This is a genomic window from Streptomyces sp. ID05-26A, from assembly GCF_033794685.1.
In the GTDB taxonomy this organism is placed as follows: Bacteria; Actinomycetota; Actinomycetes; order Mycobacteriales; family Pseudonocardiaceae; genus Lentzea.
Map to the genome: position 1 here is coordinate 2,069,289 of NZ_JARAYZ010000002.1, position 26,987 is coordinate 2,096,275.

Here is a 26,987-nt window from a genome sequence, read left to right on the forward strand (position 1 = left end):
GCGGCACGGCCCGGTCGATCGGCCTGTTCGCCCTGCGGCGCCTGGCCTTCGCAGTCCCGGTGCTGCTGGTCGTCAGCTTCGCCCTGTTCGTGCTGGCCAAGGCCTCGCCGTTCGACCCGGTCGAGCGCTACTTCGGTGTCCGGATCATCGGCGCCTCACCGGAACGCGTGGCCCAGCTGCGCGCGAACTGGGGCGTCGACGAACCCGTCGTCGCGCAGTACTGGGCCTGGCTGCGGCACGCCGTCACCGGTGACCTCGGCGACTCGCTGTCGTTGCAGCAACCCGTGTCGGCCGTGATCGGCGACCGTCTCGGGTGGACGGTGCTGCTGGTGTCCGTCGGCTTCACGCTGGCGCTCGTGCTCGGGCTGCTGCTGGGCACCCTGGCCGCGTGGCGACAGGGGTCGTGGCTCGACCGGTCGATCACCGGCAGCTGCTACGCGCTGGAGGCCGCGCCGGTGTTCTGGCTCGGGCTCGCGGTGCTGTACGTCTTCGCGTTGCAGCTGCGATGGCTTCCCGGCGGCGGTGTCACCACGGGCGCCGACCCGGTGTCCGTCGGCGGGGTCGCGGTCCACATGGTGCTGCCGGTGGCGGTGCTGGCGATCTCGCAGGCGCCCTGGTTCGTGTTGTTCGTGCGGCAGAACCTCCTGGAGTCGTTCACGCAGGACCACGTGATCGGTGCGCGGGCGCGGGGGCTGCCGGACCACCTGGTGGTGTCGGGGCACGCGCTGCGCACCTCGCTGCTGCCGTTCCTGACCCTCCTCGGCGCCCGGCTGCCCGAGCTGATCACCGGGGCGTTGCTGGTGGAGACGGTGTTCTCGTGGCCGGGCATCGCGCGGGCGACGGTGGAGGCGGCGCTGAACGTCGACTTCGCGTTGCTGGGCGCGCTGACCGTGATGGCGACGGGTGTGGTGTTGCTGGGCAACCTGCTGGCCGACGTCCTGTACGCGCTGGCCGACCCGAGGGTGGCGCTCGATGGCTGACCTGCTCTGGCGTCCTGCCCCGCGCAGCCGCCTCACCGCCGCGTCACCGCCTCGCTCACCGAAGTGGCGGCTCCTGCCGTCCGCGATCATCCTCGGGCTGGTCGCGGTCACCGTCCTGGTCGTGCCGCTGTTCGTGGAACTCAACGAGCAGTACGTCGACCTCGCGATCGCCAACCAGCCGCCGTCCGCCGCGCACCTGTTCGGCACCGACGAACTGGGCCGCGACGTGTTGCTGCGCTGCGTCTACGCGCTGCGGGTGTCGCTGACGGTCGGCGTGGTCGCCGCCGTGATCTCGGCGATCGCCGGCACCGCGGTGGGCGCGCTGGCCGGGTCGATCGGCGGCTGGTTCGACCGGATCATGATGCGCGTGGTCGACGCGATCGCCTCGGTCCCGCACCTGTTGCTGGGCATCGTGATCGTCGCGATCCTGCGTCCGAGCCTGAGCGCCGTGATCATCTCGATCGCCCTGACGCACTGGCTCACCGCCGCCCGGATCGTGCGCTCGGAGGTGCTGTCGCTGCGCACCAGGCCGTTCATCGACGCGGCCATCGTCGGCGGGGCCTCGCGGTTCCAGGTGCTGACCCGGCACCTGCTGCCGAACGTCGCCCCGCAGGTCCTGCTCGCGACCACGCTGATGGTGCCGCACGCGGTGTGGCACGAGACGGCGCTGTCGTTCCTGGGCCTCGGGTTGCCGCCGCACGCGGCCAGCATCGGCAACATGATCAACGACGCCCAGCGCTCGTTGCTGATCGGCGGCTGGTGGATGTCGCTGGCCCCCGGCCTGCTGCTGATCATCACGACGCTGGCGGTGTCCGGCATCAGCGGTGTGTGGCGGGATCGGCTCAACCCCAAACGGCGCACGGAGCTGACGTGGTGAACCTGGAGATCGACCGCGTGTCGGTGCGGTTCGCGCTCAAGGGCGCGACCGTCGAGGCGGTGAACGACGTGTCGCTGGTGCTGCGGCCCGGCGAGTGCGTGGCGCTGGTCGGCGAGAGCGGCTGCGGCAAGACGGTGCTGGCGTCGGCGTTGCTCGGGTTCCTGCCGGGCAACGCGGAGACGTCCGGCAGTGCCCGGCTCGGGGACGTGGACCTGCTCGCGGCGAGTGACCACGAGCTCGCGACCACCGTCCGCGGCCGCCGGATCGGCCTCATCCCGCAGAGTCCGGCGAGCCACCTCACGCCCGTGCGCACCGCCCGTGCGCAACTCGAGGAGGCCGCGCGCGTCCTCGGCGGCGACGCGGAGAAGGCCGCCGAACGGGCCGGGCTGCTGCCCGAGCACCTCGACCGCTACCCGCACGAACTGTCCGGCGGCATGGCCCAGCGCGTCGCGAACGCGTTGGCGCTGGTCGGCAATCCGCCGTTGCTCATCGCGGACGAACCGACCACCGGCCTCGACCGCGACCTCGTCGACGGGCTGCTGGACGAGTTCCGCAGGCTGGTCGACGACGGTCACGCCGTCCTGCTGATCACGCACGACCTGGCGGCGGCGCACAAGGTCGCCGACCGGATCGCGGTGATGTACGCGGGCCGGATCGTCGAGGTCGGCCCGGCGCACGAGGTGCTCGACAACTCGAAGCACCCGTACGCCCGAGGCCTCGCCAACGCGCTGCCCGAGCGGGACTTCCTCCCTATCCCCGGCCAGCCTCCCCTGCTCACCGACCTGCCCGCGGGCTGCGCGTTCGCCCCGCGCTGCGAGCAGGCCACCGAGATCTGCGAGGACCGTCCCGTGCTCACCGACGACCCGCACGCCGTCGCGTGCCACCGCCCGTGCTGACCGGCCTCGGCATCACCGCCGGGTACCGCGACCCGGTCATCACCGACGTGAGTCTCACCGTCCACCCCGGACAGACCGTCGGGCTCGCCGGGCCGAGCGGGTCCGGCAAGTCCACTTTGGCCCGAGTGCTCGCGTTGCTGCACAAGCCGTTCGCCGGCACCGTGGAGATCGACGGCGAGACGGTCACCGGGTTCCGGTTCCAGGCTCGTCAGCGCACGAAGATCGGTGTGCTGTTCCAGCAGCCCAGGCTGTCGGTCGACCCGCGTTTCACCCTCCGCCAGGCGATCGCCGAACCGGGCGCGGACCGCGTCGACGAACTCGCAGAGAAGGTGATGCTCACCGACGACCTGCTGGGCCGCCGCCCCCACGAGGTCAGCGACGGCCAGTTGCAGCGCGCGTGCCTCGCCCGCGCGCTGGCGCTGAACCCGCGCTACCTGATCTGCGACGAGATGACGACGATGCTCGACGCCTCCACGACGGCGGCGCTGGTCGGCGTGATCCGGGCCTACCAGCGGGAATCCGGCGCGGGCGTGCTCGCGATCTCGCACGACGCCACGCTGCTCACCAGGTGGGCGGACGAGACCGTCAGACTTTCAGCACCGCTTCCACGATGACGTTGTTCCGGTAGCTGCCCGCGACCCGGTCGAAGTCTCCGCCGCACGTCACGAGCCGCAACTCGGACAGCGGCGTCGGCCCGTAGACCAGGGCCGTCGGGAAAGCGGACTTCTCCGTCGTCACGGTGCTGTTCACGACGAACGTCAGCTTGCTGCCGTCCTCGCGCTCGACCAGCACCTCGGCGCCGGGCTGGAGCTCAGGCAGCCGGAAGAACACACCGGGGCCGGTCTTCGAGTCGACGTGCCCGGCGATCACCGCCGGACCGGCGTCCCCCGGCGCGACCCCCTTGGCGAACCACCCGGCCTTGTCCGAACGCGTGGGCGGCTCCAGCGCCCCGGCGGAGTCGACCTTGAGCGCTTCGAGCGCGGTGTCGACGCCGATCGAGGGGATCAGCACCGTCACCGGCTCCGGCGCCTCGTCCGCGCCAGGCCCCTTGACCACGTAGATCAGCGTGACGAGGACCGCCACCCCCATCAGGAGCTTGCCCTTGGCCATGTCAGCCGAACCGGAACAGCCAGCCGCGCACCGAGTACATCGCGACGCCGACGACGAGCGCGATCACCAGCGCGGTGAGCCAGTCCCAGCCTCCCGCCATGCCGCCGAACCCGGTCTCCTGACCGCCGCTCGGCACGACCTCGGAGCCCTTGGCGTCGGTCCGCAGCTCGATGCGCCGGGCGTTGACCAGCAGCGAGTAGACGCCGCCCGCTTCGAGCGGCGCGTCCAGCGTGGTCGAGTCCTTGCCGCTTTGCAGCACCTCCAGGGCGTCCGCGCTGGGCTGCACCAGCACGTAGCCGGTCGTGGAGTTGGGCTGCACACCGCGGTGCACCATCGTGCTACCGCGTTGCAGGTCGGTCCGCGCGTCCCCGGCGTTGATCACCCGGATCCGCGCCTGGCCGTCCGGCGGCTGGCTGATGTCGTCGTCCAGCACCTTCATCGAGGACGCGATGTCGACGACCGTGTACGCCTGCCCGGCGGTCGCACGCACCGTCACCGACCGCAGCAGCGGACTACCCGGCTCCGACATGCGGAACTCGACGACGTGCTCGCCCGGCTCGACGCGGCGGTAGTCCCAGAGGTCGGCGTAGTCGAGGGTGCCGAGCTTGACCCCGTCGAGCACGGCGTCGACGCGCGCCTGGTCCTTCGAGAAGTGCCCGAGGCGGACGTACGTGCCCGTCGCCGCCTGCGCGGGCGAGGCCGTGAACAGCATCAACAGCACGACAGCGAGTACTCGCACGCGGACCCCTCCCCTCACCGGACCTGTCAACGATAACGCGATCGATCAGCGTCCAGTGAGCTTCGTGCGGCCCCGGCGTGCGACACGGCGGCCGCGGAGGCCTCGAAGGCGACCTTTGCCGCCTCGGCGGGACCGTCCCCACGCAGGAGTGCGAACGTCAGCGCCGCGGCGGCCGGACGCGACAGTCGTGCCCCGCCCTTGCCGCCGAGCGCCTCCCGGCGTCGCCGCACGACCGCCGTGCCCCCGGGACCGGGCACCTCGTCCACGACGAGGACCAGGTCCCGTGCGATCTGTCCCACCACCACGACTTCGTCCACGGCGGTGGGCTACCCAGGATCAACTCCGCGAGAACCGATCGGTGACGTCCTCTCCGCCCGGCAGCACGGCGAACAGGTCCACCGGCGTCCGCTGCGACACCATTTCGCCGCGGTGCGCACGCTTGAGCTTGTCGCGCGCCACGACGACCTGCTCGCCCGGCGCGCGGAGCACCAGGATCGGCACCGCGCCCTGCGCGACGTGCCCGCCGACCCGGTCGTCGCCGCCCCGCCCGAACCGGAGCACCTGCCCGTACCGCACGAGGTAAAGCAGGGTCGTCTCACCGCGCACTCGTTTGAGCTGCCGCACTTCCCCGGTCTCGTCGTCGCGGCCCCACGTGCCGTGCGACCTGGTCAGCCACCGGTACCCGGTCCACGGCAGCCCGTGCACGTCGGTCGCGAGCACGGTCCAGCCGGGCCGGAAGTACTTGGCCAGCCGCACCTTCACGGTCGTCGCGGCGAGGAACTCCGAGTTCTCCCGCCAGGTGCCGCCGAGCTCCAGCCGGTGCGCGATCCCCTGCACGGCCGGGTCCGGCACGGACCTGTCGTCCAGGCACACCAGGCACCTCGTGCGCGCGCCGGCGCCGCACGAGCGCGCGACACCGCACCACCCGCACTGCAGGATCCGCACGGACCCGCCGTCGTGCAGGAGTTTCATCTGGTCCGACACGACCTGCAGGCACGGCGCGCACAAAGCACACCACGCGACCTCGGTGACGTCCTTGCGCGGCAACCGGGTCATGCAGTTGATGCACTGCTTCACTTTTGCCCTCCCCTTGCGGGAAAGCCTATTCCAGCGCCCTTCGCAGGCGCGAGGAGACGAGCGCGTGACGAGGATCGGTCTCCGGGAGCAGCAGGTGCAGGCGTTCGAGCACCTCGGCGTCCTCACCGCTGTCCGCGAACGCCAGCAGCGAGTCGAGATCTCCCCGCTCCAGCACGCCTTTGCGCACCGCGGCGGCGAGGTCGATCCTCTCCTCGCGGACCACCGGCGCGTCCGAACGGGGTAGCAGATCACCGCTGTAGTGCCGGGTCGCCCTGCCCGCGTCGCCGGACCGCAGAGCCGTCCGCACGTCCAGGAAGTCGCCGCGCACCACGGCATCGAGCCGATAGGGCCTCGTCAACAGGACACCACCGAGCTGCGCACGCAGCCTGTGCAGCTCCGCGCGGACCGTGGTCGGGTTCCCACGTTCACCATAGAGCAACAACGCGAGCTGTTCCGCCGTGAGTCCCTTGGGGTGCAGGGCGAGCGCCGTCAGGACCTCCGCGTTGCGCAACGTCAGCGCCAGCGGCCGTCCGTCGAGGTCGGCGTGCGGCCCGCCGAGGAAGTTCAGCGACAGCACGTGCTGCCGCGGCGCGAACTGCCGCAGGTGGTGCGTGGCGAGCCGGGCGGCGGCGGACACGAGCTGCGCGACCGCCGGGTGCATCGTCTTGAGCGGCCCGCTGACGTCGACGACCCCCAGCAGGACCCCCGTGTGGGGGTCGTGGATCGGGCTCGCCGCGCACGTCCAGCCGTGATAGGTGCGCACGAGGTGTTCGCGCGAATGGACGGTGACGGGCCGGCCGGTCGCGAGAGCGGTGCCCATCGCGTTCGTGCCGATGACGTCCTCGCTCCAGCGCGACCCCTCGGTGAGGTGGACGCGTTCGGCGCGGTGCCGGGTCTGGTTGTCACCCTCGCACCAGAGGATGTGGCCGCGGGTGTCGGTGACGATCATGATCGTGTCGTCCATCGACAGCGTGTCCGTGAGCAGCGGGACGGTCGTGGCCAGCGGGTGCGCTCCCCGCAGGTCGGCGACCTCGTCGCGCTCGTAGACCACCGGGGCCTCGTGCCGGTCCGGGTCGATGTGCGCGGCAAGGGAGCGCCGCCACGACTCGAAGATCACCGGACGCGCGGCACCCAGCTCGACTGGGTCCATTGGTCCAGGATGCAGGTCGGTGTGCCGCAGCTGCAAGCCTGTCACTACTCCGATCGGATGCAACGTACGTGAAACGTTGCCGGTTCTACGTTCGCCGCCTGTTCGCAACGACGCGGGAGGCAGGGTCCATGGCGAGGTACGCGGCTCCAGGACAACCGGACAGCGTGGTCACTTTTCGCGACCGGTACGACCACTTCATCGGAGGCGAGTACGTGCCGCCCGCCAAGGGCCAGTACTTCGCCAACCCCACCCCGGTGACGGGTGAGGACTTCACCGAGATCGCCCGCGGCACCGCCGAGGACGTCGAACGCGCGCTGGACGCGGCCCACGGCGCCGCCCGCGCGTGGGGCAAGACGTCGGTCGCCGAGCGCGCGAACGTCCTGAACAAGATCGCCGACCGCATCGAGGCGAACCTCGAGATGCTCGCGGTCGCGGAGACGTGGGACAACGGCAAGGCGGTCCGCGAGACCCTGGCCGCCGACCTGCCGCTCGCGATCGACCACTTCCGCTACTTCGCGGGCGCGATCCGCGCCCAGGAGGGCGGCATCTCGCAGATCGACGAGGACCTCGTCGCCTACCACCTGCACGAACCGCTCGGCGTCGTCGCGCAGATCATCCCGTGGAACTTCCCGATCCTGATGGCGGTCTGGAAGCTCGCGCCCGCCCTGGCCGCGGGCAACGCGGTCGTGCTCAAGCCCGCCGAGCAGACGCCGGCGTCGATCCACGTCCTGAACGAACTGATCTCCGACCTGCTCCCGCCGGGTGTGCTGAACATCGTCAACGGGTTCGGCGTCGAGGCCGGCAAGCCGCTCGCGTCCTCGCGCCGCGTCGCGAAGGTGGCGTTCACCGGCGAGACGACCACCGGCCGGTTGATCATGCAGTACGCCAGCGAGAACATCATCCCCGTCACGCTGGAGCTCGGCGGCAAGTCGCCGAACGTGTTCTTCAACGACGTGGCCTCGCAGCGGGACTCCTTCTACGACAAGGCTCTCGAGGGCTTCGCGATGTTCGCGCTGAACCAGGGCGAGGTCTGCACCTGCCCGTCGCGCGCGTTGGTCCAGAGCGACATCTACGACGGCTTCATGAGCGACGCCGTGGAGCGGACTCGCGCGATCAAGCAGGGTCACCCGCTCGACACCGACACCATGATCGGCGCGCAGGCGTCCAACGACCAGCTCGAGAAGATCCTGTCGTACATCGACATCGGCAAGCAGGAGGGCGCCCGCGTCCTCACCGGCGGCGAGCGAGCCGACCTCGGTGGCGAGCTGTCCGGCGGCTACTACGTGACGCCGACGATCTTCGAGGGCGACAACAAGATGCGGATCTTCCAGGAGGAGATCTTCGGCCCGGTCGTCTCGGTCACCCGGTTCGCCGACTACGACGACGCCATGAAGACCGCCAACGACACCCTGTACGGCCTCGGCGCGGGCGTGTGGTCGCGAGACGGTTCCGTCGCCTACCGCGCCGGCCGCGACATCCAGGCGGGCCGCGTGTGGGTGAACAACTACCACGCCTACCCGGCGCACGCGGCGTTCGGCGGCTACAAGCAGTCCGGCATCGGCCGCGAGAACCACAAGATGATGCTCGACCACTACCAGCAGACCAAGAACCTGCTCGTCAGCTACTCCCAGAACGCCCAGGGCTTCTTCTGATGCCCCGCGTCGCACTGACCCCTGAGGCCGCGGACGTGCTCCGCGGCCTCAGGGCCGAGCACGGCGACCTGATGTTCCACCAGTCCGGCGGCTGCTGCGACGGCTCGGCCCCGATGTGCTACCTCGCCGGGGAGTTCCGCACCGGCGGGTCCGACGTGCACCTCGGTGATCTCGCGGTCGACGAGTTCGTCATTCCTGTGTGGATGTCCGCGTCTCAGTTCGAGTACTGGAGCCACACGCACCTGACGATCGACGTCGTGCCTGGACGTGGGAGCGGTTTCTCGCTGGAGGCACCGCTTGGAATACGTTTTCTGGTGCGCTCTCGACTGCTGGCGGACGAGGAGCTCTAGCATGCCCGCATGACCGTCCAATGCGGATGCTGCGGAGCCGAGATCACCTCTACGGACCGCATCGACTACAGGTTGAACCGTCCGGAGCAACTGCTCGGGGTGCCCGGCGAGCAACTCGGCGCGCCCACCGGCGGGCTGCTCGTCGGACCGGGCGGTGACTCCTACATCCGTTGCCTGCTCCCGGTTCGGCTGACCGGCGGAACCGAGATCGTGTTCGGCGCGTGGACGCAGATCAGCAAGGTGGACGCGATGTACGCCCACGCCGTGTGGGACAACGACAGCGAGTACGCGAACCTGCGGATCACGGGCAGGTTCGCGAACGCGATCAAGCCCTGGGACGTACTCGGAGTGGCTGTCGAGGCCGCCGTGCTCAACACCGACGAGCTGCCCTACTTCACCTCGCACCCGTTGCTCGACCGGGAGTGGGACCGCGACGAGGTGCTGTGCCGCATCCGGCACCCGTTGCCGGTGCCCGTCCGCGAGACCCTCGGCGAGGTCTGGACCATCGAACGCACCGAGGGCATGCGCTGCGCCGTCGACGGCCGCACCGTCCGGTTCACGAGCCCGGACCGCCGGGTCGCGCTCGACGTCTACGCCGATCTCACCGGCGGCAGCGTGAGCGACTTCCTCGGCGCGGTCCTCGACGGCTATCCGGCGAGCGCCGAGCACTCCGTCTCGCACGAGGGCCCGGAGTTGCGTCACGCGTTCTGGCTCAGCGAGGTGATCGACGGCCACGAGGAGCAGGTGTTCCACGCGCACGTCGTGCGTCCCGGCACGATGATCTCCGTGCGCTGCGTGTACCGCTACCCGGTCGACAGGGCGTGGGCGCAGCACGTGCTCAACAGCGTCCGGTACATCGGGTGACGGCCTGCGAGTGCTGCGGCACCGAGATCGACGACGCGGGCGCGATCGACCTGGACCTGGGCCCGCCTCCCGGCGTGCGCGACCCGTCGTTCGAGGCCGGCGGCAACGTGCTGCTGACCGAGGACGCCGCCTACGTGCGGTGCGTGCTGCCGGTCGACCTGACCGGTGACCTGGAGCTGTGGTTCGGCGCCTGGATGCGGGTCTCTCCCGAAGCCGCGCGGCACGCGGCCGACGTGTGGGACGGCCCCGGCTACGCCTCGCTGTCGTTCACCGGCACGTTCTCCCACGACATCAAACCGTGGGACGGCCTGCGCGGCGCGGAGGTCGCCGCCGAGGTCCACGAGCCCGACGACCTGCCCGAATACGTCAAGCATCCGTTGCTCGGCACCACCTGGGACCGTGACGAGGTGCTCAGCGGGTACCTGGTCGAGCTGCCGGTCTCGATCCAGCAGAAGCTGCCCGGCCGGTGGAGCATCGAACGCACCGCGGGCCTCACCCCGTACGTGCTGGAGGAGGGCCTGCGGTTCGCGGGGCCGGGCCGCGCGGTGTTCGTCGACGTCCGCCGCGCCCAGGCCACCCCGGCGGAGCGGTTCCTGGAACTGGCGCTCGAGGGCGCCCCGGAGGTGCCGCCGGAGCAGAAGTTCCTCGTGCGGGACGGCGTAGAGCTGCGGCACGCCCTGTGGTTGACCTCGGCGTCGGGCCAGCACGAGTTCCACGGCCACGTGGCGCGGTTCGGCGAGATGCTCGTCGTGACGTGCGTGCACGACGACCCGGCCGACCACGCGTGGGCACGACACGTGCTCAACAGCGCCCGGTTCCGCCGCGCGTGACTCGCTCGTAACGTCAGGTCAATCCCAAGTTTGCGTGAGTGAGCTGGACCACTTATCCAGCGGCACCGACGATTCCGCCATGAACGTTCTACTGGCATTCGCGCTGACCGCGAGTCTCACGTCGCCGGTGCACCTGCCCCCGACCGCACCGTGCCCGGAGAACGTCCCCGCCGGTACGACCTGCTACGAGGGCCGGGACCCCAACGGCGCGTACTACACGATCGCCGTGCCGAAGAAGTGGAACAAGACGCTCGTCGTGCACTCGCACGGCGGCCCCGACCTCGGCGATCCCACGCCGGAGCGCACGCGCGACGACCTGAACCGCTGGTCCGTCATGGTCAAGGAGGGCTACGCGTGGGCGGGCACCTCGTACCGGCGCGGCGGCTACGGCACGCGGATGGCCGCCGAGGACACCGACAACCTGCGCAGGATGGTCGTCGGCATGCTCAAGCCGTCGAAGGTCTACCTCCACGGCCAGTCGTGGGGCGGCAACGTCGCGGCGAAGACCATCGAGCTGTACAAGGGTTATGACGCCGCGCTTCTGACGAGCGGTGTGATGGCGGGCGGTTCCCGCGGCTACGACTACCGCGTCGACCTGCGCGTGGTCTACCAGTACTACTGCGGCAACCACCCGCGGCCGTCCGAGGCGCAGTACCCGCTGTGGCAGGGTCTTCGCCCCGGCTCCACGATGACGACCGCCGGCTTGCGGAGCCGCGTTGAGGAATGTCTTGGCGTGGCAGGAAGTCGCACGCCCGAGCAGCAGCAGAAGCTCACCGACGTCCTCACCGTCACGAAGATCCCCGAAGAGACCCTGAACTCGCACCTGAACTTCGCGACGTTCACGTTCCGCGACATCGTGCACAACCGCCTGGGCGACCGGAACCCGTGGAGCAACACGGGTGTGGTGTACAAGGGCTCGCACGACGACAAGGCCCTGAACGCCGGCGTGGAACGCTTCGCCGCCGACCCGGCCGCCCGAGCCGAACTCGCCCACGACAGCGACCTCACCGGCAAGATCGACATCCCGGTCCTGTCGGTCCACGCGATCGGCGACCCGACCGCGTTCGTCGAGCACGAGTCGGCCTACCGCGACGTCGTGAGGAAGGCCGGCCGCTGGTACAACCTCGTGCAGACCTTCACGACCGAGGCCACGCACAGCGCGTTCAGCGACTCGGAGTACGCCGCGGCCATGCAGTCCCTGTCGGCCTGGGAGAAGTTCGGCGTGCGCTCGAACCCGTTCCTGATCTCGTACGCCTGCCCAGGCCACGACAGGAAGTACGGCACGGGCTGCTTCTACAACCCTTGGTACCAGCCGAAGTCCTACGAGTCACGGGTCGCACCTCGCCAGTGACCCGCAGGGGAACCGGCCGCGCGCACCGCCTCCACAACGCTGCGCGCGGCCGGGCCTTGACCTCCACCATGATGGAGGTACGACGATCTCGCACATGAGCGATCTCTCCGAAATCGAGACCCTGGTGGCCACCGTCCAGCACTCCCAGCAGAACGAGCTGGCCGAGGAGTTCATCGGCCTCTTCCGCTCCGACGCCATCTGGACGACCGCACACGGCAAGAGACTCACCGGCCGAGACGAGATCGCCTCCTTCACCCGCCAGGTACTGCCCGGCGCGACGAAGGAGGCGACCGCCACGTACGAGGTGGCCCACGTCCTCTTCATCCGTCCCGACGTGGCGGCCGTCAAGATCCGCCAGCGCCCGGTCCGCCCCGACGGCACACCGATCACCGACCAGAACGAGGGCTCACCGCTCTACATCGTGTCCAAAGAGGACGGCCACTGGCGCATCGCCGCCGGCCAGAACACCATCGTCCTCTAACGCCCCTGCAACGACTTCACCTTGTCACCGAAGGTCCAGTTCTTCGACCCGTCCCAGTTGATGGACCAGGTCATGAGCCCCTTGAGCTGACCACCGAAGCTGTTCCACGCCTGCCCCACCAGCGTGGGGTTCAGGTAGCCACCACCGGCCCCCGGCTGCGCGGGCAACCCGGGAACCTGCTTGTCGTAGGGCACCTTGATCGTGGTGCCCTGCACGACCAGTCCCTTGTTCAGGCACTGCGTCTGCGCCACGAACCCCTGCACCGTCCCGGCCGAGTAACTGTCACCGGAACACCCGTACATGGACCCGTTGTAGTACTGCATGTTCAGCCACCACAGACGCCCGTTGTCCGCGTACTTCTTGATGATCGGCAGATAAGCACCCCAGATGGAGCCGTAAACAACACTGCCACCCGTCACGTACGCGGTCTCTGGCGCCATAGTGAGCCCGAACCCGGCCGGCATGGCCGCCAGCACACCGTCGATGATGCGAACGAGGTTCGCCTGCGAAGCCGACAACTGGCTGATGTTGCCACTACCGACCAGCCCGGTCTCGATGTCGATGTCGATCCCGTCGAAGTTGTACTTCTTGAGGATCGGCACCACCGTGGCCACGAACCGGTTGGCCACAGCGGCAGAACTCAGGTCGATGCCCGCCGCAGCACCCCCGATGGACAGCAGAATCGTGGCCCCGGCGGCCTTCGCCGCACACATCTCGGCAGGCGTGGCAACCTTGACCCCGACGTCCATGCCGTCCTCCCACAGCACGGTGCCGTCGGACCGGATCACGGGGAACGCCGCGTTGATCACGTTGTAACCGTGCTGCTTGATGCGGCTGTCGGTGATCGGGGTCCAGCCGAACGGCGGATGAACCCCGTTGGACGCGCCGTCCCAGTTCTCCCAGTACCCGTGCAGGACCTTGCCTGCGGGGCGGGGTTTGAGCGCGCACGTGTCGGCCGCTTGGGCGGCGGGTGCCGCTTGGGCGGCGGACGGAATGAGCAGGGTGCTCATGAGCAGAAGCAGGGCTGTCAGTGCCTTCGGGAACGAGCGGGCAGACATTCGCTCACCTTTCGCTTACAGGCGGCGACCCACTGTCATTGAAGCATGAAATGGTCCAGACCTCTACGGGGGCGGGCTGGGCCAGGCGGGAGGCGGGAGGCGGGAGGCGGGAGGCGGGAGGCGGGAGGCGGGAGGCGGTGTGCTGGGCAAGAGGTAGGCGGGCAAGAGCCAGATGGATGGGAGTCGGGCGGATGGGAGTCGGGCGGATGGGAGTCGGGCGGATGGGAGTCGGGTGTTTTGACGATGCAGCGTGCGGGCGCGCGACGGGCGGGCTGCGGCGTGACGGGGCACGGCGAAACATGGCACGACCGGGCCCAGCGCGACGACGCCGGGCACGACGAGCGGAGTGGGGAGGAGCGGAGCAAGGCAGAACTAGACGGGGTGGGGGCTCAGCGAGGCGGAGCCACGCTGGAACAGGACATCAGCGCGCAACCCGTCCACCCCGCTGGAACAGGAACCAGCCACCGCAGTCGCCCCCCGCGGCGCCACCAGGCAGTCACCACACAACGGCGACCCCCTACGGCACCTGGCGTGGCGATGCGAAGCGAGCCGTGTGAACCTCGTGCTCTGGGTAGCGATAGGCCCCGCTCATGGCGATTGGGGCTTTACCTTGAGGGGGCGGGATGCTCCCCTCTCCGGGCACGGCCGGGCGCTTTTCAGCCCGGCCTTTTCCGGCCGTCTAAGCGTCCCGCCAGAGGCTCAAGGTCAAGCCCCAATCGCTAGCCCTTGATTCGTCTAGACCTGAGGGACCACGCTCGCAAGGCGCCGGAAACGCACGGAACGCGACCAACCCCGCTGAAACAGGAACCAACCACACGCAAGCTGACCCGCCCGAACAATCAAGCCGCCCAACGACCCCAGAGCGTCTCCTCGGAAGACTCCCACAGCCGAGCCGCCGCCCCCGAGTCCTGCGCGTACGGTGCGACGCCCCGCAGGTGACTGTCACCCACAACTGGCGCAGCCTCGACACAGTCCTCGAAGTACCGCCCCGACACCCCGCCCAACAACGGCGACGTGGCGACCACGAGGGTGGTGGCAGCCCCCTGCTCAGGAGTCTTCACCCGCCGAGTACTCGCGGCACCACTGAGCCGGATGCGCTCCTGCAACTCCTCCGAAGTCAGATGCCGCTGAAGATTGGTCGCGATGCTGCCCGGCATCAGCGCGTTCATCGTGATGCCCTCGGACGCCCAGCGGGCACCGGCCTCGACGCCGAACAGGATGTTCGCGGTCTTGGACTGGCCGTAGGCCTGCCAGCGGTCGTACTGGCGGCGCTCGTAGTGGATGTCCTCGAACACCACCTCGCCCATCAGGTGTGCCGAGGAGCTGACGTTCACCACTCGGGCGCCTTCTGCCCGCAGGGAGTTGAAGAGGCCCAGGGTCAAGGCGAAGTGGCCTAGGTGGTTCGTGGCGAACTGGAGTTCCCAGCCCTCCGGGGTGCGCGTCAGCGGGGTGGCCATGACGCCCGCGTTGTTGATCAGCAGGTGCAGCGGGCCGTCCCAGGTGCGGGCGAAGGCCTTCACCGAGGCCTGCGACGCCAGGTCCAGGTGGGCGACCGAGATGTCGCTGTTGCCGGTGGACCTGGACAGGGAGGCCGCCACGCGCTGCGCCGCGTCCAGGTCTCGGGCCGCGATCGTCACCTCCGCGCCGGCGGTGGCGAGGGCTCGGACGGTCTCCACGCCGATGCCCGAGGCGCCGCCCGTGACGATGGCTCGGCGGCCGGAGAGGTCTACGCCCTCCACGACGTCCAGTGCTGTGTTCTCGAAGCCGAATCCTGTGGTGATCATGCCTGCACCTTCAACGTTTCCTCGGAGACCTTCCACAGCTGTGCTGCGGCTTCTGGATCGGCGGCGTAGGCGGCCAGGCCGTTGCTCATGCCCTCGGCGTGCGGGAGGGCCTCTTCGCAGTCTTCGAAGTAGAGGCCCGAACGGCCCTCCACCAACGGGGACACGGCGAGCACCAGCGTGGTGGCCGCGCCCTGCTCCGGCGTCTTGAGCCGCAACGGGTTCGAGCCGCCGCGCAGCCGGCGCCGCTCCTGCAACTCCTCCGGCGTGATGTGGCGCTGCAACGCCGTCAGGATGCCGCCCGGCATCAGCGCGTTCATCGTGATGCCCTCGGACGCCCAGCGGGCACCGGCCTCGACGCCGAACAGGACGTTCGCCGTCTTGGACTGGCCGTACGCCTGCCAGCGGTCGTACTCGCGGCGCTCGTAGTGGAGGTCCTCGAACACCACGGGACTCGAGAGGTGGCCCGCGGAGCTGACGTTCACGACGCGGGCGCCCTCGGCGCGCAGCGCGCCGAACAGGCCCAGCGTCAGCGTGAAGTGGCCGAAGTGGTTCGTGGCGAACTGGAGCTCCCAGCCCTCCGGCGTGCGCGTCAGCGGGGGCGCCATCACACCCGCGTTGTTGATCAGCAGGTGCAGCGGCCCGTCCCATGACGCGGCGAAGGCCTTCACCGACTCCTGCGAGGTCAGCTCCAGCGGAGCGACCGAGACGGCGGTGTTGCCCGTGGTGGCGGACACGTCGGCGGCGACCCTGCGGCCCGCCTCGACGTCGCGTGCCGCGATGGTGACCTCGGCTCCCGCGGCGGCCAGCGCCCGCACGGTCTCGACGCCGATGCCCGACGCCCCACCGGTGACCACGGCGCGACGGCCGGAGAGGTCGACGCCCTCGACGACCTCGAGAGCCGTGCTCTCGAACCCGAACGGGGTGGTGATGCGCTCGCTCATCAGATTTCCCCAACCTGTGTCGTACACTGAAACGGAGGTGCCTCCGGTTCGAGTTCCACAGTAAGCGGAGGGGCCTCCGTTTAGCAAGTGACGTCCCCCATAGGAGTGGTGCAGTGCGCGCAGACGCGGTCCGGAACCGAGGGCTGCTGATCGAGGTGGCGCTCGACGCGTTCACCCACGAGAAGGACGTGACGCTCGGCGCCATCGCCAAGAAGGCGGGCGTCGGCATCGGCACGCTCTACCGCCACTTCCCCACCCGCGAGGCGTTGATCGAGGCGGTCTACCGCACGGAACTGGAGAAGCTCTGCGACGCGGCGCCCGAACTGCTCGAGACCCACGAACCCGAGGCGGCGCTACGGGAGTGGATGGACCGCTTCATCGCCTACGCCGCGACGAAACGCGACCTCAAGGAAGCGCTGCAGGCCGTGATCGCGCTGGGCATCAACCCGTTCGAGCACAGCCGGGCGAAGATGACCGAGGCCGTCCAGTCCCTGCTCACCCCGCTCCACGCGAAGACCGAGCCCATGGACCTGATGGCACTGCTGATCGGCGTCGCGCAGAACGGCGACCCGGATCAGGCGCGCAGGATGCTGGACCTGATCATGAACGGGGTCCTCCACGACGCTGCCGCTCGAAGCGCTCCACCAGCATCGGTGCCTCGTTGAGCAGGAACGTGTAGAAGTCGCGCATGTACTCCAGCCGGTCGTGCGCGCGACCGGGCCCGACCGCGTCGACCCCCTTCTCCACGGCGCGCAGCACCTCGTCGACCACGGAGTGCTGCCGCGAGTAGAGCGTCGTCCAGGCGTTGTCGCGTATCCGGAAGTGCTCACGCCGGCTCCCGGCGACGTGGATCCGTTCGATCAGACCCATCTGCGCGACCATCTTGACCGCACCGGACACCGATCCCGCGCTCACGTCGAGTTCGGCGGCCAGGTCCCCCGCGGTCAGCGTCTCCGTCTCGGAGAACAGGAACGCCGCGAGCGTCCGCGCCCCCATCCGCTGCATCCCGGCGCCGACCAGCGTGAGCGCCAGGTGTTCGGCGGCCTCTCTGCGCTCTGTCTCGCCCGTCACAGTGACCCTGTCTTCAGAAATTTCTGAACATTCGCTAGCCTCAATCCTAGGGGAAGGGGCTGGTCATGGCCACAGCGCTCAGCGGCACAGCACTCGTCGTCGGCGCCGGGATCTCCGGCCTCGCCACCGCGCTCAGGCTCGCCCGCAGCAGGTGGGACGTGGTCGTGCTCGACCACGGCGTCCCGCGCGAGCCCGTCCCGATCACCGGCCCGGACCGCCACGCCGCCCAGCGCCTCGCCGCGCTCCCCCACGACCTGCACTACGAAACCCGGCACAGCAAGGTCACCGCGCTGCACCCCGACCGATTCGGCGTCACGGTCGAGTTCAACGACCACGACGACGAGTGGTTCGACATCGTCGTGTGCGCCCATCCGTGCTGCGAGGCCGAGCGATTACCGGGCCTGTGCCTCGAAACCTGGTCCCGCGACCACATCGCCCTGCTCTACCGCGCCGTCCGGGACACCGGCCTGCCGCTGTGCGCCGCCGAACTGCTCGCCGACGCGTTCGACATCCACCGCGACGACTACGCCGCCTTCGCCTGGTGGGAAACCACTCTGAAGCCACACGCAATTAGGCGGGCCTTTACCCGCGTTCGGTAAGTGTGCGGGCATGACCACGTTACGGAGACGCACCTTCATCGTGGGCGGCCTCGCGGGAGCGAGCGCCGGGGTCCTGCTTCCCGCATTGGCCAACGCCATCGGCTACCCGTTCACCCTGGGAGTCGCGTCCGGCGAACCGGCGGCCGACGGGTTCGTGATCTGGACCCGCCTCGCCCCCAGCCCGCTGAACGCCGACGGACTCGGCGGGATGCCCAACACCAACACCGCCGTCGACTGGCAGGTCGCCACCGACGAGCACTTCACCGCCATCGCCCGCACCGGCACGTTCACCACCACCCAGGCCGGCGCCCACTCCGTCCACGTGACCCTCACCGGCCTGGAGCCGGGACGCGAGTACTGGTACCGCTTCCGCACCGGCGGCCACCTCTCCCCCGCAGGCCGCGCGCTCACCGCACCGGCCGTGGGCACCCAACCCGCGCTGACCATGCTCTTCGCCTCGTGCTCGCACTACGAGGAGGGCTACTTCACGGCCTACCGCCGGATGGCCGAGGAACACCCCGACCTGATCCTGCACCTCGGCGACTACATCTACGAAGGCGCCGCCACCACCACGAAGGTCCGCAAGTTCGCGCCCGCCACCGAGATCAGCACGCTCGCGAACTACCGCGTCCGCCACGCCCAGTACAAGACCGACCCGGACCTGCAGGCCGCCCACGCCGCCGCGCCGTGGCTCGTCGTCTGGGACGACCACGAGGTCGAGAACAACTACGCCAACCTGGTCCGCAACGACAGCAGCCCGGCCGGTGACTTCACCGCACGCCGCACGGCCGCCTACAAGGCCTACTACGAGCACATGCCGCTGCGCAGCGCCCAGGCACCGACAGGCGCGAACATGCTGCTGCACCGCAGGGTCCGCTGGGGCAGCCTCGCCACGTTCCACATGCTCGACACCCGCCAGTACCGCAACGACCAGGCGTGCGGCGACGGCACGAAGGTCTGCCCGGCCGCCGACGACCCGGCCCGCACGCTCACCGGCACGGCGCAGGAGACGTGGCTGATCGACGGGCTCAGGCAAAAGCTCGGCACGTGGGACTTCCTGGGCCAGCAGGTGTTCTTCGCGCAACGGCTCGCCGCCGCCGACGGCTCCAAGAGCATGGACGCGTGGGACGGCTACACCGCCAACCGCACGCGCCTGCAGAACGCCTGGGACACCAACGGCAACAAGGGAACCGTGGTGCTCACCGGCGACGTGCACCGCAGCTGGGGCGCGAACATCATGCAGAACTACGGCACCCAGAACCGGATCATCGGCACCGAACTCGTCACCACCTCCGTCACGTCCGGCGGTGACGGCAACGCGGCCGACAACAGCCTCAACCCGACGCTGAACCCGCACGTGAAGTACTTCAAGAACCTGCGCGGCTACGTGAAGACCCAGACCACCTCCACCGAGATGCGCGTCGACTACCGCGCCGTCGACAAGGTCACCGTCCGCGACTACCCGGTCAAGACCGTCGGCAGCTACGTCGTCGAGTCCACCAACCCCGGATTGCAGGCACCGTGAAGACACTGCTGATCGCGAGCCTCCTGCTGGCACCCGCTCCGATGACGTGGTCCACGGTCAACAGCGACTCGACCGGCGACCAGGACAACGCGTCCGTCTCGGCCTCCCGCAACGGTTACACGGCCGTCGTGTGGGAGGACGACCGCGACACCACCGCACCCGAGGACCCGATCCACTCCGACGTCTGGATCCGCCTGTACAAGGAGGGGGCCTCGGTCTACGAGAAGAAGCTCTCCACCGGCGGCACCGGCACCTGGCGGCACTGGCAGCCGGACGTCTCGGTGCGCGAGGACGGCAGCGCGGTCGTCGTGTGGTCGGAGGACCCGGACGGCAACGGCTACTACAACATCGCGGTCCGCTCCGTCAGCGCGAGCGGGACCGTGTCGGGTTCCGGCACGGCCAACGCCAGCGCGGACGGCCAGCAGCACTTCCCCAGCGTGGCGGCGGATCCCGACTCGGGCGGCTTCGCGGTGACGTGGGAGGACAAGCAGGGCACCGCCGCGTCCACCACGCGGGTCAGCATGTTCGCGTCGATCAGTTCGAAGTCCTACGAGGCCCAGGTCAACAACGCCGGCGGCACCCACGCCAAGCCCCAGGTGGCCATGGGCGCGGCGGGCAACGCGGTCGTCGTGTGGGAGGCGGACGCGAACGTCGCCCGCAAGATCGTCACCCCGTCCGGCGGCGTGAAGCAGGCGCAGACCACGACGGGGCAGGGAAAACGCCCCGCCGTGGCGGCCGGCTTCAACGGCGACTTCGCGATCGCCTGGGAGCAGTCCGGGGTCCGCGTCCAGTCGTTCACGGCGGCCGGAACGTCCCGCGGCGCGGTCGCGCAGACCACCGGCGCCGACCCGCAGATCGGCATCGACGACCAGCTCGGCGTCGCGGTGACCACGGCGGAGGCGCAGGACGTCCACACGAGCGTCTACAACTCCGACGGCACCACCACGGGCCGTCCCGAACGGCAGCTCACGGTCTCCAACGCCACGGGCAGGCAGGACGAGCCCGCCGTCGGCGTCGACCCGTGGGGCCGCGTCACCGTCGTCTACACCGATGACAACGACGGCAACTCCTACGACCAGATCTACCTGGGCACCGGCCTGACCACCCAGCGGTGGTGACTCAGCGCTGATCGAGCGGCCGGCGTCGCTGGTGGAGATCCAGCAGCGACGCCGGCTTCCAGAACCCGTGCACGTCGTAGGTGTCCACACCCGGCGGCACGATCTCGTCGATCCGGTCCAGCACGTCGTCGGTCAGCACCAGCGAAGCGCCCTCCAGCAACGACTCCAGCTGCTCCATCGTGCGCGGCCCGGTGATCGCCGAGGTCACCCCCGGATGCGACGTCACGAACGCGATCGCGAGCGCCGGCAGCGACACCCCCATCTCGTCGGCGAGCTTCGCGAACTGCTCCACCGCCTCGAACTTCGCCGCGTTGCCCGGCAACGTCTCGTCGAACCGCTCCGGGCTCAGCGTCGCCCGGAACGCCTCGGCCGACGCGCCCCGCCGGTGCTTGCCCGACAGGAACCCGCTGGCCAGCGGACTCCACACCAGCACGCCCATCCCGAGCCGCTGGGCCGTCGGCAGCACAGAGCGTTCGACCCCGCGCGCCAGCATCGAGTACGGCGGCTGCTCGGTCCGGAACCGCATCAGGCCGCGGTTGAGCGCCACGTGGTGCGCCTCGACGATCTCCTCCGCCGGGAACGTCGAGCACCCGAACGCCCGGATCTTCCCCTCCCGCACCAGGTCCGTCAGCACGGACAGGGTCTCCTCGACGTCGGTCCGGTAGTCCGGCCGGTGGACCTGGTAGACGTCGATCCAGTCGGTGCCCAGCCGCCGCAGGCTGGCCTCGACGGCCCGCACGACGTACCGCCGCGAGTTGCCGCTGCGGTTGCGGCCCTCCCCCAGCGGGAAGTGGAACTTCGTGGCCAGGACGACGTCGTCACGGCGGTCCTTCAGAGCCTTCCCGACGATCTCCTCGGAGTCGCCGGCCGAGTACATGTCGGCGGTGTCGACGAAGTTGATCCCCGCGTCGAGGGCGCGGTGGATGATCCGCACGCCCTCCTCGTGGTCGTTGTTGGCGACCGAGCCGAACATCATGGCGCCGAGGCAGTGGTGGCTGACCTCGATGCCGGTTCCCCCGAGAACGCGATAGCGCATGTTCATGCGGGGAACCTACGAAGTAGAGCCGACTCTAGGTCAAGCCTATGCTCGGGCACATGGGGTTGAGCATCGGACAGGTGGCCGAACGCACCGGACTGAGCGTGCACGCGCTGCGCTTCTACGAGAAGGAAGGCATCCTCGCGCACCAGGTCCACAGAGGACCGGGCGGCCGCCGGGTGTACACGCAGCAGGACGTCGACTGGCTGCGCATGTGCATCATGCTGCGGATGTCCGGGATGCCGGTGCCGGAGATCCGCCGCTACACCGACCTGGTCCGCCAGGGCGACGGCAACGAACTGCAGCGCCTCGACATCCTCAAGGAGCACCAGGAACGCGTCCAGCAGCAGATGGTGCAGCTGCAGGAGTGCATGGACCTGATCACGTACAAGGTCGGCAAGTACCAGGACTACGTCAATTCGATCGCAGCCAGGGCGGTCGGCCAATAGGCTCGGACCCATGCCTGTCGTGCTCTCGCTGAACATCGCCCCGAAGACGATCCCGGCCGACTACACCCGTGTGGGCGCCACCGGTATCGGCAAAAGCCCGGTCGACGGGCCGCTGCGGCTCAGTGCCCCCGGCCCGAGGGGCTCGGCCGGCAGCGGTGTCGCGGGTGACTCGATCGGCGACTGGTCGGTGCACGGCGGCGAGTACCAGGCCGTCTACGGCTACGCGCGCGAGGACCTGGACTGGTGGCAGTCCGAGCTGGACGTGTCGCTGCACAACGGCCAGTTCGGCGAGAACCTGACCACGCAGGGCATCGACCACACGACCGCGCTGGTCGGCGAGCACTGGCGGATCGGCACGGCGCTGCTGGAGGTCACCAGCCCGCGCATCCCGTGCCGCACGTTCGCCGAGTTCCTCGGTCAACGCGGCTGGGTCAAGCGGTTCACCCAGCAGGCCCGGCCCGGCGCGTACTTCCGCGTGCTCGAGGAAGGCCTGGCCGGACCGGGCGACGAGATCACCGTCGTGCACCGGCCCGACCACGACGTCACGGTCGAGCTGTTCTTCCGCGCCGTCACCACGGAGGCCGCGCTGCTGCCCCGGTTGCTGGCAGCGGGCGACTCGGTACCGCCGGAGGTCGTCGAGCTGGTGCACCGGCGGTCCGTGGTCGAGCTGGACTCCTAGGCGCTGTCCTGCAAGTTCGTCAGGTGAGAGACGCGGGCGAGAGTCCCGGAGACGGTGCCTAGGCGGGCGGGAAGTTCCGCACCCAGCGCTTCTGCCACGGCGTCTCGACAGCACGCCGGTGGTAGTTCGCGCGCGTCCACGCCACAGCCTCGCCGGCCGGAACGCCGGCGAGCACGGCCAGGCACGAGATCACCGTGCCGGTCCGCCCGATGCCACCGCTGCACGCCACCTCGACCTGCTCGCCCGACAACGCGCGGGCGTGCAGCGAGCGGATCAGCCTGATCGCGGCGTCGTGGTCGCGCGGCAGGCGGAAGTCCGGCCAGTCGATCCAGTCGTGCGGCCACGGCACGTCGACCGGCTTGGGCTGCAGGTACACCCCGTACTGGGGATGCGGCTCCACGATCCTGCCGTCACGCAGGCCACGCCCCGTGATCACGGCGCCGTCCGGTAGTTCGATCGTCTTCAAGAAACGTTCCCCCATTTGGTAGTGCTCTTTTCTACCACCGAGACTAGGCGAACAGCAGCACGGCCAGCGGTGGGATCCCTTCCGCCGCAACGCCTCCCCACGCCTGGTTGCGCGGGCGGCTCAGGGCCAGCTGGTCGGCCACGGCCAGCACGACGCTGCCCGCCAGCATGAACCACGACACGTAGAAGACCAGCGTGCGCCCGACCAGTTCCTGCCCGTTGTGCAGCGCGACCAGCCCGGCGATCAGTCCGCACGCCAGGAACAGGTTGTAGAACCCCACCCCGAACGCCCACAGCCGGATCGCCGGCACGTCCCGCGCGGGCTGCCCGAACATCGACTGGTGGACGCGCCCGATCAGGAACGCCTCGCACACCCAGACCACCAGGTGCACCAGTGCCGCGATCGAGGCCGCGACCTGGGCGACGACGCTCATCGCGTCACCCCGTGGCGCGCCAACGCCTCCATGCCGTTCTCGGACAGGTCGAGGAAGAACGCGCCCATGGCCTCCCCCACCACGAACACCAGGAACTGCACCGACGGCGTGTGCACGGTGAACGTGTGCGACGCGTTGGACGGCACGGTGACGGCGTCACCAGGCGACAGGTCGAACAGTTCGCCGTCGAGGAACACGGCCATGCGTCCGTGCAGCACGTAGTACGCCTTCGGCCAGGGCGTCCGATGCGGTGGCACGGCCTCTCCCCGTGGCGCATCGACCTCGAACAACTCGTAGGCGCCTCCCGTGTCCTTCCCCGAGATCCGGACGGTGATGGTCGCGTCGGGCACGATGAGTTCCGCGCCCTCGCCGGCGGTGGTCAGCATGTGCGAAAGCCTCCGCGCGCCGGACGAGCTGCTGAATCCCGGAAAACTGGGATCCCGGACCGCGGTGAGCGGGCGCATACTGCCAACCATGTGGGAGGGTCGGGCGCTCGGCGTGCGACGCGACGTCACGGCACTGGCGAGCGCGGGGCTCGACATCGCGCAACTGCACGCGGCCGCCATCACCCTGGTCGACCAGGTGGTGCCCTGCGACCTCACCTGCTGGGCGTCGATGGACCCGGACTCCGGCGTGTTCAGCACCATGACCAGCGGCGCGAACCGCATCCCGCGGCAGTACGAACTGGTGCTCGCCACCTGCGAGTACACCCCCGGCGAGCCGCACACGTTCACGGCACTGGCGCAGCGCGGCGACACGGTGGCGAGGCTCGAGGACAAGCGGTCGGCTCGGCTCAACGAGGTCTGGCGGCCTCTCGGTCTCAGCCACGAGCTGCGGTCGTTGTTCCGCGCCGACGACACGTGCTGGGGTGGCGCCGGAATGGTGCGCACCAGCGCCTTCAGCGACCGCGAGCTGGAGTTCATGACCTCGGTGGCCCCCGCGCTCGGTGCCGCCACCAGGGTCGCCGCCCGCACCACGGCCCGCCGGAACGGCACCCCGGCGATCGTCGTGGTCACCGGTGACGGCACCGTCCGGGCCTCGACCGCCGCCACCGCGCGGTGGCGCGACGAACTGGAGGACGTCGCACCCGGCCGGTTCGCGGTGATGCTGCGGGCCGCGGCGGCGGGGGCGCGTTCGGGAACCTTCAGGGCGAGGGTCCGCGACGCGCGCGGCGGCTGGATCCTGTTCGAGGCCAGCGCGCTGGTCAGCGACGGGACCAGCGCGGACGACGAGACCGCCGTGACGATCAGCCGGGCCTCGGGCGCGGACCTGCTCGGGTTGCTGGTCAAGGCACATGGCGTGACCAGCCGCGAGGAGGACGTCTGCCGCGAGGTGCTCGCCGGGCAGCCGACGTCGGAGATCGCGGCACGGCTCACCATCTCGCCCTACACCGTGCAGGACCACCTCAAGTCGCTCTTCGCGAAGTTCGGGGTGCGCAGCCGGGCGGAGCTGGTCGCCAAGCTGTCCTGACCGGTGGCAGAAGACAGGACTCTTGGCGGGTCCGGCGGGAGGGACGCTCTGCCAGCATGGCCGCCATGTACTCCGACCGCGCCCTGGTCATCGGCGCCGGCTTCGCGGGACTGGTGGCGGCGAGGGTGCTGGCCGAGTCGTACGGCGACGTCGTGCTGGTCGACCGGGACACGATCACCGCCGCCGACGCCGGCCTCCCCCGGGCCCACCACCCGCACGCGCTGCCGGCACGTGCGGCCACCGTGCTGGAAGCCCTCTTCCCGAGGCTCGGTGTGGAACTGGAGGACGCGGGAGCGGTCCGCGCGGACCTCGGCAGCGACTTCCTCAGCCGCGTCCCGGCCGGCTGGGCACCGCGCGACCACCTGGGCCTGAGCGTGCTCTCGGTGACGCGGCCGACGCTCGACCGGATCCTGCGGCGCCGGGTGCTGCGGCTCGCCAACGTGTCCTTTGTGGACGGTGTGACGATCGACGGCCTGCTGCACGACCGCGGCACAGTCACCGGTGTGCACGGCCGGCGCGGCGACAGGCCGTTCACCGACTACGCGGACCTCGTGGTCGACGCCTCCGGCCGCGACAGCACCCTGGTGTCGTGGCTCGCGGAGCTCGGCGTGCACTGCCCGGCACCGATGATCGTCAACGGTCACTTCACCTGCACCTCGCGACTGTACGAGGTCAACCGCGACCTGAAGCTCGACTGGAAGACCGCCTGCGAGATCACCCACTCCCCCGCCACCAGGCGTGGCGGCACGGTATCCACTGTGGACGGTTACCGGTGGTTCGTGACGCTGTTCGGCGCGGACGGTCACGCCGCACCGGCCGACGACGACGGCTTCCTCGACTACGCCATGAGCCTGCGCTGCCAGGACATCGCGGAGGTCGTCAAGACCGCGACCCCCGTGTCGGACCCGCACCGCGCAGGCAACCTGCGCAGCCGCTGGAACCGCTTCCACCAGGTCCCGGACTGGCCGCGCGGCCTGCTCGCGCTCGGCGACTCGGTGGTCTCGCTCAACCCCGTCCACGGACACGGCCTGACCGTCGCCGCCCTGAACTGCACGGCTCTGCACGCGCTGCTGCGGGAACACGACCTCGCCAACGAACCACTGGTCTTCCAGCGCGCGGTCGCCAGGACCGCGAAGGTCCCGTGGACGTCCGTGACGACCACCGATCTCGGCTGGAGCACGAGGCGACTCCCGCTGCGGACCCGCCTGCGGCAGTGGTACTCCGGCCGCGTGCTCGCGGCGATCCCCGGCGACCGGCGGGTCTTCCGCGCGTTCGTCCGCGTCGCGCAGTTGCTCGACCACCCGGCGACCCTGCTCCGGCCGACCGTGCTGCTCCGCGTGCTGTTCGTCCGCGTGGTGCCGGTGCGGGCGCTGCTGAGAAGAGTGCTGCCGGGACGAGTGCTCAGCGGACGGCGCCCTCGGGCCACAGCACCGTGACCGGCACGCCCCGCGACCGCGCGTAGGTCACCACGTCGGCCGTCCCACCGGGTCCGCGCCCCGGCAACCCGTCCCACACGGCGAGCAGCGCGTCGGCCTCGTCGACCATCCGCATGCCCGCCTCCATGTAGGCGTGCGGATCCGGCGTGACGTACTTCAGCTGCACGACCTTGCCCGCCCGCGCGAGCAGCCTGTCGTAGACGGACCGGTAGGCGTCGGGCAACGTCTCGCGGTACCTCGACGCGGGCAGCACGGCCACGAGCGCCCCGCCCGCGTCCAGCACGGCCTGCGCGAAGACCGCGTCGGCACCGTCCGCGAGGCACGACACACCTGCCACGGAACCGCTCTCCGCCACCGCGGCGCGGATCATCCGGTCGATCTCGGCCTCCAGGTCGGCGGAGAGTCCCCGATGTCCGGTGATGGCGAGCCGCGTCGTCATCCCGGCAGGATAAACGGACCGAGGACCTCGCCCGCACCGCCGAGCGCCGCCGGCCGGACTGCCCGGCACGGCGAGCGCCTCGCGGAGTCGCGGGGACGTGCCCGCGGCGGTTCGGCTGCCGCGGAC

Annotated in this window: 32 protein-coding genes; 18 read left to right on the forward strand and 14 right to left on the reverse strand. The window is 69.9% G+C overall.

The genetic code is table 11. From position 1 onward, the window contains the following. Window positions 1–17: 17 nt before the first annotated feature. The 4 genes from PV646_RS25090 to PV646_RS25105 are packed head-to-tail and all read left to right on the forward strand — an operon-like array spanning window position 18 to window position 3,367. Complete coding sequence (locus tag PV646_RS25090) at window positions 18–980, forward strand: ABC transporter permease (protein ID WP_500345080.1); 963 nt, start codon at window positions 18–20, stop codon at window positions 978–980. Continuing rightward, on the forward strand, window positions 973–1,857 hold the full coding sequence (locus PV646_RS25095) for an ABC transporter permease (RefSeq protein ID WP_500344634.1): 885 nt from the start codon (window positions 973–975) through the stop codon (window positions 1,855–1,857). Before PV646_RS25090 ends, PV646_RS25095 begins: the two co-directional genes overlap by 8 nt. Then, window positions 1,851–2,753: an ABC transporter ATP-binding protein gene (locus tag PV646_RS25100; RefSeq protein WP_500344635.1), complete on the forward strand. Its 903-nt coding sequence runs from the start codon at window positions 1,851–1,853 to the stop codon at window positions 2,751–2,753. The genes PV646_RS25095 and PV646_RS25100 overlap by 7 nt, the downstream gene beginning before the upstream one ends. Further along, on the forward strand, window positions 2,747–3,367 hold the full coding sequence (locus PV646_RS25105; RefSeq protein ID WP_500345081.1) for an ABC transporter ATP-binding protein: 621 nt from the start codon (window positions 2,747–2,749) through the stop codon (window positions 3,365–3,367). Before PV646_RS25100 ends, PV646_RS25105 begins: the two co-directional genes overlap by 7 nt. Here the strand turns inward: PV646_RS25105 and PV646_RS25110 are convergent. Genes PV646_RS25110 through PV646_RS25130 form a run of 5 tightly spaced genes read right to left on the reverse strand, consistent with a single transcriptional unit; the run spans window position 3,339 to window position 6,829 of the window. Then, entirely contained in the window at window positions 3,339–3,863 is a 525-nt protein-coding gene (locus tag PV646_RS25110; RefSeq protein ID WP_500344636.1) for a class F sortase, read from the reverse strand. The genes PV646_RS25105 and PV646_RS25110 overlap by 29 nt on opposite strands. A 1-nt stretch (window position 3,864) precedes the next feature. Beyond that, window positions 3,865–4,602 (reverse strand): DUF4397 domain-containing protein, encoded by a 738-nt coding sequence (locus PV646_RS25115; protein ID WP_500344637.1) that lies wholly within the window; start codon window positions 4,600–4,602, stop codon window positions 3,865–3,867. A gap of 26 nt (window positions 4,603–4,628) precedes the next feature. After that, window positions 4,629–4,919: a hypothetical protein gene (locus tag PV646_RS25120; protein WP_500344638.1), complete on the reverse strand. Its 291-nt coding sequence runs from the start codon at window positions 4,917–4,919 to the stop codon at window positions 4,629–4,631. Window positions 4,920–4,938: 19 nt separating this feature from the next. Beyond that, complete coding sequence (locus tag PV646_RS25125) at window positions 4,939–5,679, reverse strand: hypothetical protein (RefSeq protein ID WP_500344639.1); 741 nt, start codon at window positions 5,677–5,679, stop codon at window positions 4,939–4,941. A gap of 25 nt (window positions 5,680–5,704) precedes the next feature. Beyond that, on the reverse strand, window positions 5,705–6,829 hold the full coding sequence (locus PV646_RS25130) for a GAF domain-containing protein (RefSeq protein ID WP_500344640.1): 1,125 nt from the start codon (window positions 6,827–6,829) through the stop codon (window positions 5,705–5,707). A 128-nt stretch (window positions 6,830–6,957) separates the two neighbouring features. Between PV646_RS25130 and adh the strand changes: the two genes are divergently transcribed. From adh to PV646_RS25160, 6 genes are all read left to right on the forward strand, one after another. Further along, entirely contained in the window at window positions 6,958–8,481 is a 1,524-nt protein-coding gene (gene adh, locus PV646_RS25135; RefSeq protein ID WP_500344641.1) for an aldehyde dehydrogenase, read from the forward strand. Next, entirely contained in the window at window positions 8,481–8,831 is a 351-nt protein-coding gene (locus PV646_RS25140) for a DUF779 domain-containing protein (RefSeq protein WP_500344642.1), read from the forward strand. The genes adh and PV646_RS25140 overlap by 1 nt, the downstream gene beginning before the upstream one ends. A 9-nt stretch (window positions 8,832–8,840) precedes the next feature. Then, a complete protein-coding gene (locus PV646_RS25145; RefSeq protein WP_500344643.1) occupies window positions 8,841–9,695 on the forward strand; it encodes a hypothetical protein in 855 nt (284 codons plus the stop codon). Continuing rightward, on the forward strand, window positions 9,692–10,525 hold the full coding sequence (locus tag PV646_RS25150) for a hypothetical protein (RefSeq protein ID WP_500344644.1): 834 nt from the start codon (window positions 9,692–9,694) through the stop codon (window positions 10,523–10,525). The genes PV646_RS25145 and PV646_RS25150 overlap by 4 nt, the downstream gene beginning before the upstream one ends. Before the next feature lie 79 nt (window positions 10,526–10,604). Further along, complete coding sequence (locus PV646_RS25155; protein ID WP_500344645.1) at window positions 10,605–11,876, forward strand: alpha/beta hydrolase; 1,272 nt, start codon at window positions 10,605–10,607, stop codon at window positions 11,874–11,876. A 94-nt stretch (window positions 11,877–11,970) separates the two neighbouring features. Further along, complete coding sequence (locus PV646_RS25160) at window positions 11,971–12,357, forward strand: SgcJ/EcaC family oxidoreductase (protein WP_500344646.1); 387 nt, start codon at window positions 11,971–11,973, stop codon at window positions 12,355–12,357. Here PV646_RS25160 and PV646_RS25165 read toward each other — a convergent pair. The 3 genes from PV646_RS25165 to PV646_RS25175 all read right to left on the reverse strand — a co-directional run bounded on the left by PV646_RS25165 (window position 12,354) and on the right by PV646_RS25175 (window position 16,140). Further along, complete coding sequence (locus PV646_RS25165; protein WP_500345082.1) at window positions 12,354–13,367, reverse strand: chitinase; 1,014 nt, start codon at window positions 13,365–13,367, stop codon at window positions 12,354–12,356. The genes PV646_RS25160 and PV646_RS25165 overlap by 4 nt on opposite strands. 887 nt (window positions 13,368–14,254) lie before the next feature. Further along, complete coding sequence (locus PV646_RS25170; RefSeq protein WP_500344647.1) at window positions 14,255–15,199, reverse strand: SDR family NAD(P)-dependent oxidoreductase; 945 nt, start codon at window positions 15,197–15,199, stop codon at window positions 14,255–14,257. Next, on the reverse strand, window positions 15,196–16,140 hold the full coding sequence (locus tag PV646_RS25175) for an SDR family NAD(P)-dependent oxidoreductase (RefSeq protein WP_500344648.1): 945 nt from the start codon (window positions 16,138–16,140) through the stop codon (window positions 15,196–15,198). Before PV646_RS25175 ends, PV646_RS25170 begins: the two co-directional genes overlap by 4 nt. 113 nt (window positions 16,141–16,253) lie before the next feature. Here PV646_RS25175 and PV646_RS25180 point away from each other — a divergent pair, with 113 nt between their 5' ends. Then, window positions 16,254–16,805: a TetR/AcrR family transcriptional regulator gene (locus tag PV646_RS25180; RefSeq protein ID WP_500344649.1), complete on the forward strand. Its 552-nt coding sequence runs from the start codon at window positions 16,254–16,256 to the stop codon at window positions 16,803–16,805. Here the strand turns inward: PV646_RS25180 and PV646_RS25185 are convergent. Beyond that, window positions 16,741–17,211, reverse strand: a complete 471-nt coding sequence (locus PV646_RS25185) for a GbsR/MarR family transcriptional regulator (RefSeq protein ID WP_500344650.1) — start codon at window positions 17,209–17,211, stop codon at window positions 16,741–16,743. The genes PV646_RS25180 and PV646_RS25185 overlap by 65 nt on opposite strands. Before the next feature lie 65 nt (window positions 17,212–17,276). Here PV646_RS25185 and PV646_RS25190 point away from each other — a divergent pair, with 65 nt between their 5' ends. The 3 genes from PV646_RS25190 to PV646_RS25200 are packed head-to-tail and all read left to right on the forward strand — an operon-like array spanning window position 17,277 to window position 20,453. Next, window positions 17,277–17,810, forward strand: coding sequence for an FAD-dependent oxidoreductase (locus tag PV646_RS25190; RefSeq protein ID WP_500344651.1), 534 nt, complete (start codon window positions 17,277–17,279; stop codon window positions 17,808–17,810). Window positions 17,811–17,820: 10 nt separating this feature from the next. Further along, entirely contained in the window at window positions 17,821–19,335 is a 1,515-nt protein-coding gene (locus PV646_RS25195; RefSeq protein ID WP_500344652.1) for an alkaline phosphatase D family protein, read from the forward strand. Continuing rightward, entirely contained in the window at window positions 19,332–20,453 is a 1,122-nt protein-coding gene (locus tag PV646_RS25200; RefSeq protein WP_500344653.1) for a hypothetical protein, read from the forward strand. Before PV646_RS25195 ends, PV646_RS25200 begins: the two co-directional genes overlap by 4 nt. 1 nt (window position 20,454) lies before the next feature. Here the strand turns inward: PV646_RS25200 and PV646_RS25205 are convergent, their stop codons facing one another. Beyond that, the gene (locus PV646_RS25205) at window positions 20,455–21,489 is read right to left on the reverse strand and encodes an aldo/keto reductase (protein WP_500345083.1); all 1,035 of its coding nucleotides are present in this window, start codon (window positions 21,487–21,489) and stop codon (window positions 20,455–20,457) included. Window positions 21,490–21,548: 59 nt separating this feature from the next. On the opposite strand from PV646_RS25205, the gene PV646_RS25210 reads away from it, so the two are divergent. Both PV646_RS25210 and PV646_RS25215 read left to right on the forward strand, forming a co-directional pair. Continuing rightward, entirely contained in the window at window positions 21,549–21,938 is a 390-nt protein-coding gene (locus PV646_RS25210) for a MerR family transcriptional regulator (RefSeq protein ID WP_500344654.1), read from the forward strand. Window positions 21,939–21,948: 10 nt separating this feature from the next. Beyond that, complete coding sequence (locus PV646_RS25215; RefSeq protein WP_500344655.1) at window positions 21,949–22,617, forward strand: MOSC domain-containing protein; 669 nt, start codon at window positions 21,949–21,951, stop codon at window positions 22,615–22,617. 58 nt (window positions 22,618–22,675) lie between these two features. Here PV646_RS25215 and PV646_RS25220 read toward each other — a convergent pair whose 3' ends face one another. From PV646_RS25220 to PV646_RS25230, 3 genes are read right to left on the reverse strand one after another with little or no spacing between them, the layout of a single operon-like run. Further along, on the reverse strand, window positions 22,676–23,098 hold the full coding sequence (locus tag PV646_RS25220) for a protein-tyrosine phosphatase family protein (RefSeq protein WP_500344656.1): 423 nt from the start codon (window positions 23,096–23,098) through the stop codon (window positions 22,676–22,678). A gap of 28 nt (window positions 23,099–23,126) precedes the next feature. Then, window positions 23,127–23,516, reverse strand: a complete 390-nt coding sequence (locus PV646_RS25225) for a DUF1304 family protein (protein WP_500344657.1) — start codon at window positions 23,514–23,516, stop codon at window positions 23,127–23,129. Further along, window positions 23,513–23,902: a cupin domain-containing protein gene (locus tag PV646_RS25230; protein WP_500344658.1), complete on the reverse strand. Its 390-nt coding sequence runs from the start codon at window positions 23,900–23,902 to the stop codon at window positions 23,513–23,515. The genes PV646_RS25225 and PV646_RS25230 overlap by 4 nt, the downstream gene beginning before the upstream one ends. An 88-nt stretch (window positions 23,903–23,990) precedes the next feature. Between PV646_RS25230 and PV646_RS25235 the strand changes: the two genes are divergently transcribed. Both PV646_RS25235 and PV646_RS25240 read left to right on the forward strand, forming a co-directional pair. Further along, window positions 23,991–24,986: a helix-turn-helix transcriptional regulator gene (locus PV646_RS25235; RefSeq protein WP_500344659.1), complete on the forward strand. Its 996-nt coding sequence runs from the start codon at window positions 23,991–23,993 to the stop codon at window positions 24,984–24,986. Between the two features lie 56 nt (window positions 24,987–25,042). Next, window positions 25,043–26,422, forward strand: coding sequence for an FAD-dependent oxidoreductase (locus PV646_RS25240; RefSeq protein WP_500344660.1), 1,380 nt, complete (start codon window positions 25,043–25,045; stop codon window positions 26,420–26,422). Here PV646_RS25240 and PV646_RS25245 read toward each other — a convergent pair. Beyond that, window positions 26,388–26,861, reverse strand: a complete 474-nt coding sequence (locus PV646_RS25245; RefSeq protein WP_500344661.1) for a hypothetical protein — start codon at window positions 26,859–26,861, stop codon at window positions 26,388–26,390. The two genes, PV646_RS25240 and PV646_RS25245, sit on opposite strands and share 35 nt — an antisense overlap. Between the last annotated feature and the right edge of the window lie 126 nt (window positions 26,862–26,987).

Excerpts from the sequence above, each read along its gene's own strand:
- PV646_RS25170 (WP_500344647.1), bottom strand. The coding sequence starts at position 15,199 with ATGATCACCACAGGATTCGGCTTCGAGAACACAGCACTGGACGTCGTG.
- PV646_RS25130 (WP_500344640.1), bottom strand. The coding sequence starts at position 6,829 with ATGGACCCAGTCGAGCTGGGTGCCGCGCGTCCGGTGATCTTCGAGTCG.
- PV646_RS25175 (WP_500344648.1), bottom strand. The coding sequence starts at position 16,140 with ATGAGCGAGCGCATCACCACCCCGTTCGGGTTCGAGAGCACGGCTCTC.
- PV646_RS25160 (WP_500344646.1), top strand. The coding sequence starts at position 11,971 with ATGAGCGATCTCTCCGAAATCGAGACCCTGGTGGCCACCGTCCAGCAC.
- PV646_RS25235 (WP_500344659.1), top strand. The coding sequence starts at position 23,991 with ATGTGGGAGGGTCGGGCGCTCGGCGTGCGACGCGACGTCACGGCACTG.
- PV646_RS25190 (WP_500344651.1), top strand. The coding sequence starts at position 17,277 with ATGGCCACAGCGCTCAGCGGCACAGCACTCGTCGTCGGCGCCGGGATC.
- PV646_RS25095 (WP_500344634.1), top strand. The coding sequence starts at position 973 with ATGGCTGACCTGCTCTGGCGTCCTGCCCCGCGCAGCCGCCTCACCGCC.
- PV646_RS25230 (WP_500344658.1), bottom strand. The coding sequence starts at position 23,902 with ATGCTGACCACCGCCGGCGAGGGCGCGGAACTCATCGTGCCCGACGCG.
- PV646_RS25145 (WP_500344643.1), top strand. The coding sequence starts at position 8,841 with ATGACCGTCCAATGCGGATGCTGCGGAGCCGAGATCACCTCTACGGAC.
- adh (WP_500344641.1), top strand. The coding sequence starts at position 6,958 with ATGGCGAGGTACGCGGCTCCAGGACAACCGGACAGCGTGGTCACTTTT.
- PV646_RS25205 (WP_500345083.1), bottom strand. The coding sequence starts at position 21,489 with ATGCGCTATCGCGTTCTCGGGGGAACCGGCATCGAGGTCAGCCACCAC.
- PV646_RS25215 (WP_500344655.1), top strand. The coding sequence starts at position 21,949 with ATGCCTGTCGTGCTCTCGCTGAACATCGCCCCGAAGACGATCCCGGCC.
- PV646_RS25110 (WP_500344636.1), bottom strand. The coding sequence starts at position 3,863 with ATGGCCAAGGGCAAGCTCCTGATGGGGGTGGCGGTCCTCGTCACGCTG.
- PV646_RS25210 (WP_500344654.1), top strand. The coding sequence starts at position 21,549 with ATGGGGTTGAGCATCGGACAGGTGGCCGAACGCACCGGACTGAGCGTG.
- PV646_RS25220 (WP_500344656.1), bottom strand. The coding sequence starts at position 23,098 with ATGGGGGAACGTTTCTTGAAGACGATCGAACTACCGGACGGCGCCGTG.
- PV646_RS25240 (WP_500344660.1), top strand. The coding sequence starts at position 25,043 with ATGGCCGCCATGTACTCCGACCGCGCCCTGGTCATCGGCGCCGGCTTC.
- PV646_RS25165 (WP_500345082.1), bottom strand. The coding sequence starts at position 13,367 with ATGAGCACCCTGCTCATTCCGTCCGCCGCCCAAGCGGCACCCGCCGCC.
- PV646_RS25155 (WP_500344645.1), top strand. The coding sequence starts at position 10,605 with ATGAACGTTCTACTGGCATTCGCGCTGACCGCGAGTCTCACGTCGCCG.
- PV646_RS25245 (WP_500344661.1), bottom strand. The coding sequence starts at position 26,861 with ATGACGACGCGGCTCGCCATCACCGGACATCGGGGACTCTCCGCCGAC.
- PV646_RS25140 (WP_500344642.1), top strand. The coding sequence starts at position 8,481 with ATGCCCCGCGTCGCACTGACCCCTGAGGCCGCGGACGTGCTCCGCGGC.
- PV646_RS25225 (WP_500344657.1), bottom strand. The coding sequence starts at position 23,516 with ATGAGCGTCGTCGCCCAGGTCGCGGCCTCGATCGCGGCACTGGTGCAC.
- PV646_RS25195 (WP_500344652.1), top strand. The coding sequence starts at position 17,821 with ATGACCACGTTACGGAGACGCACCTTCATCGTGGGCGGCCTCGCGGGA.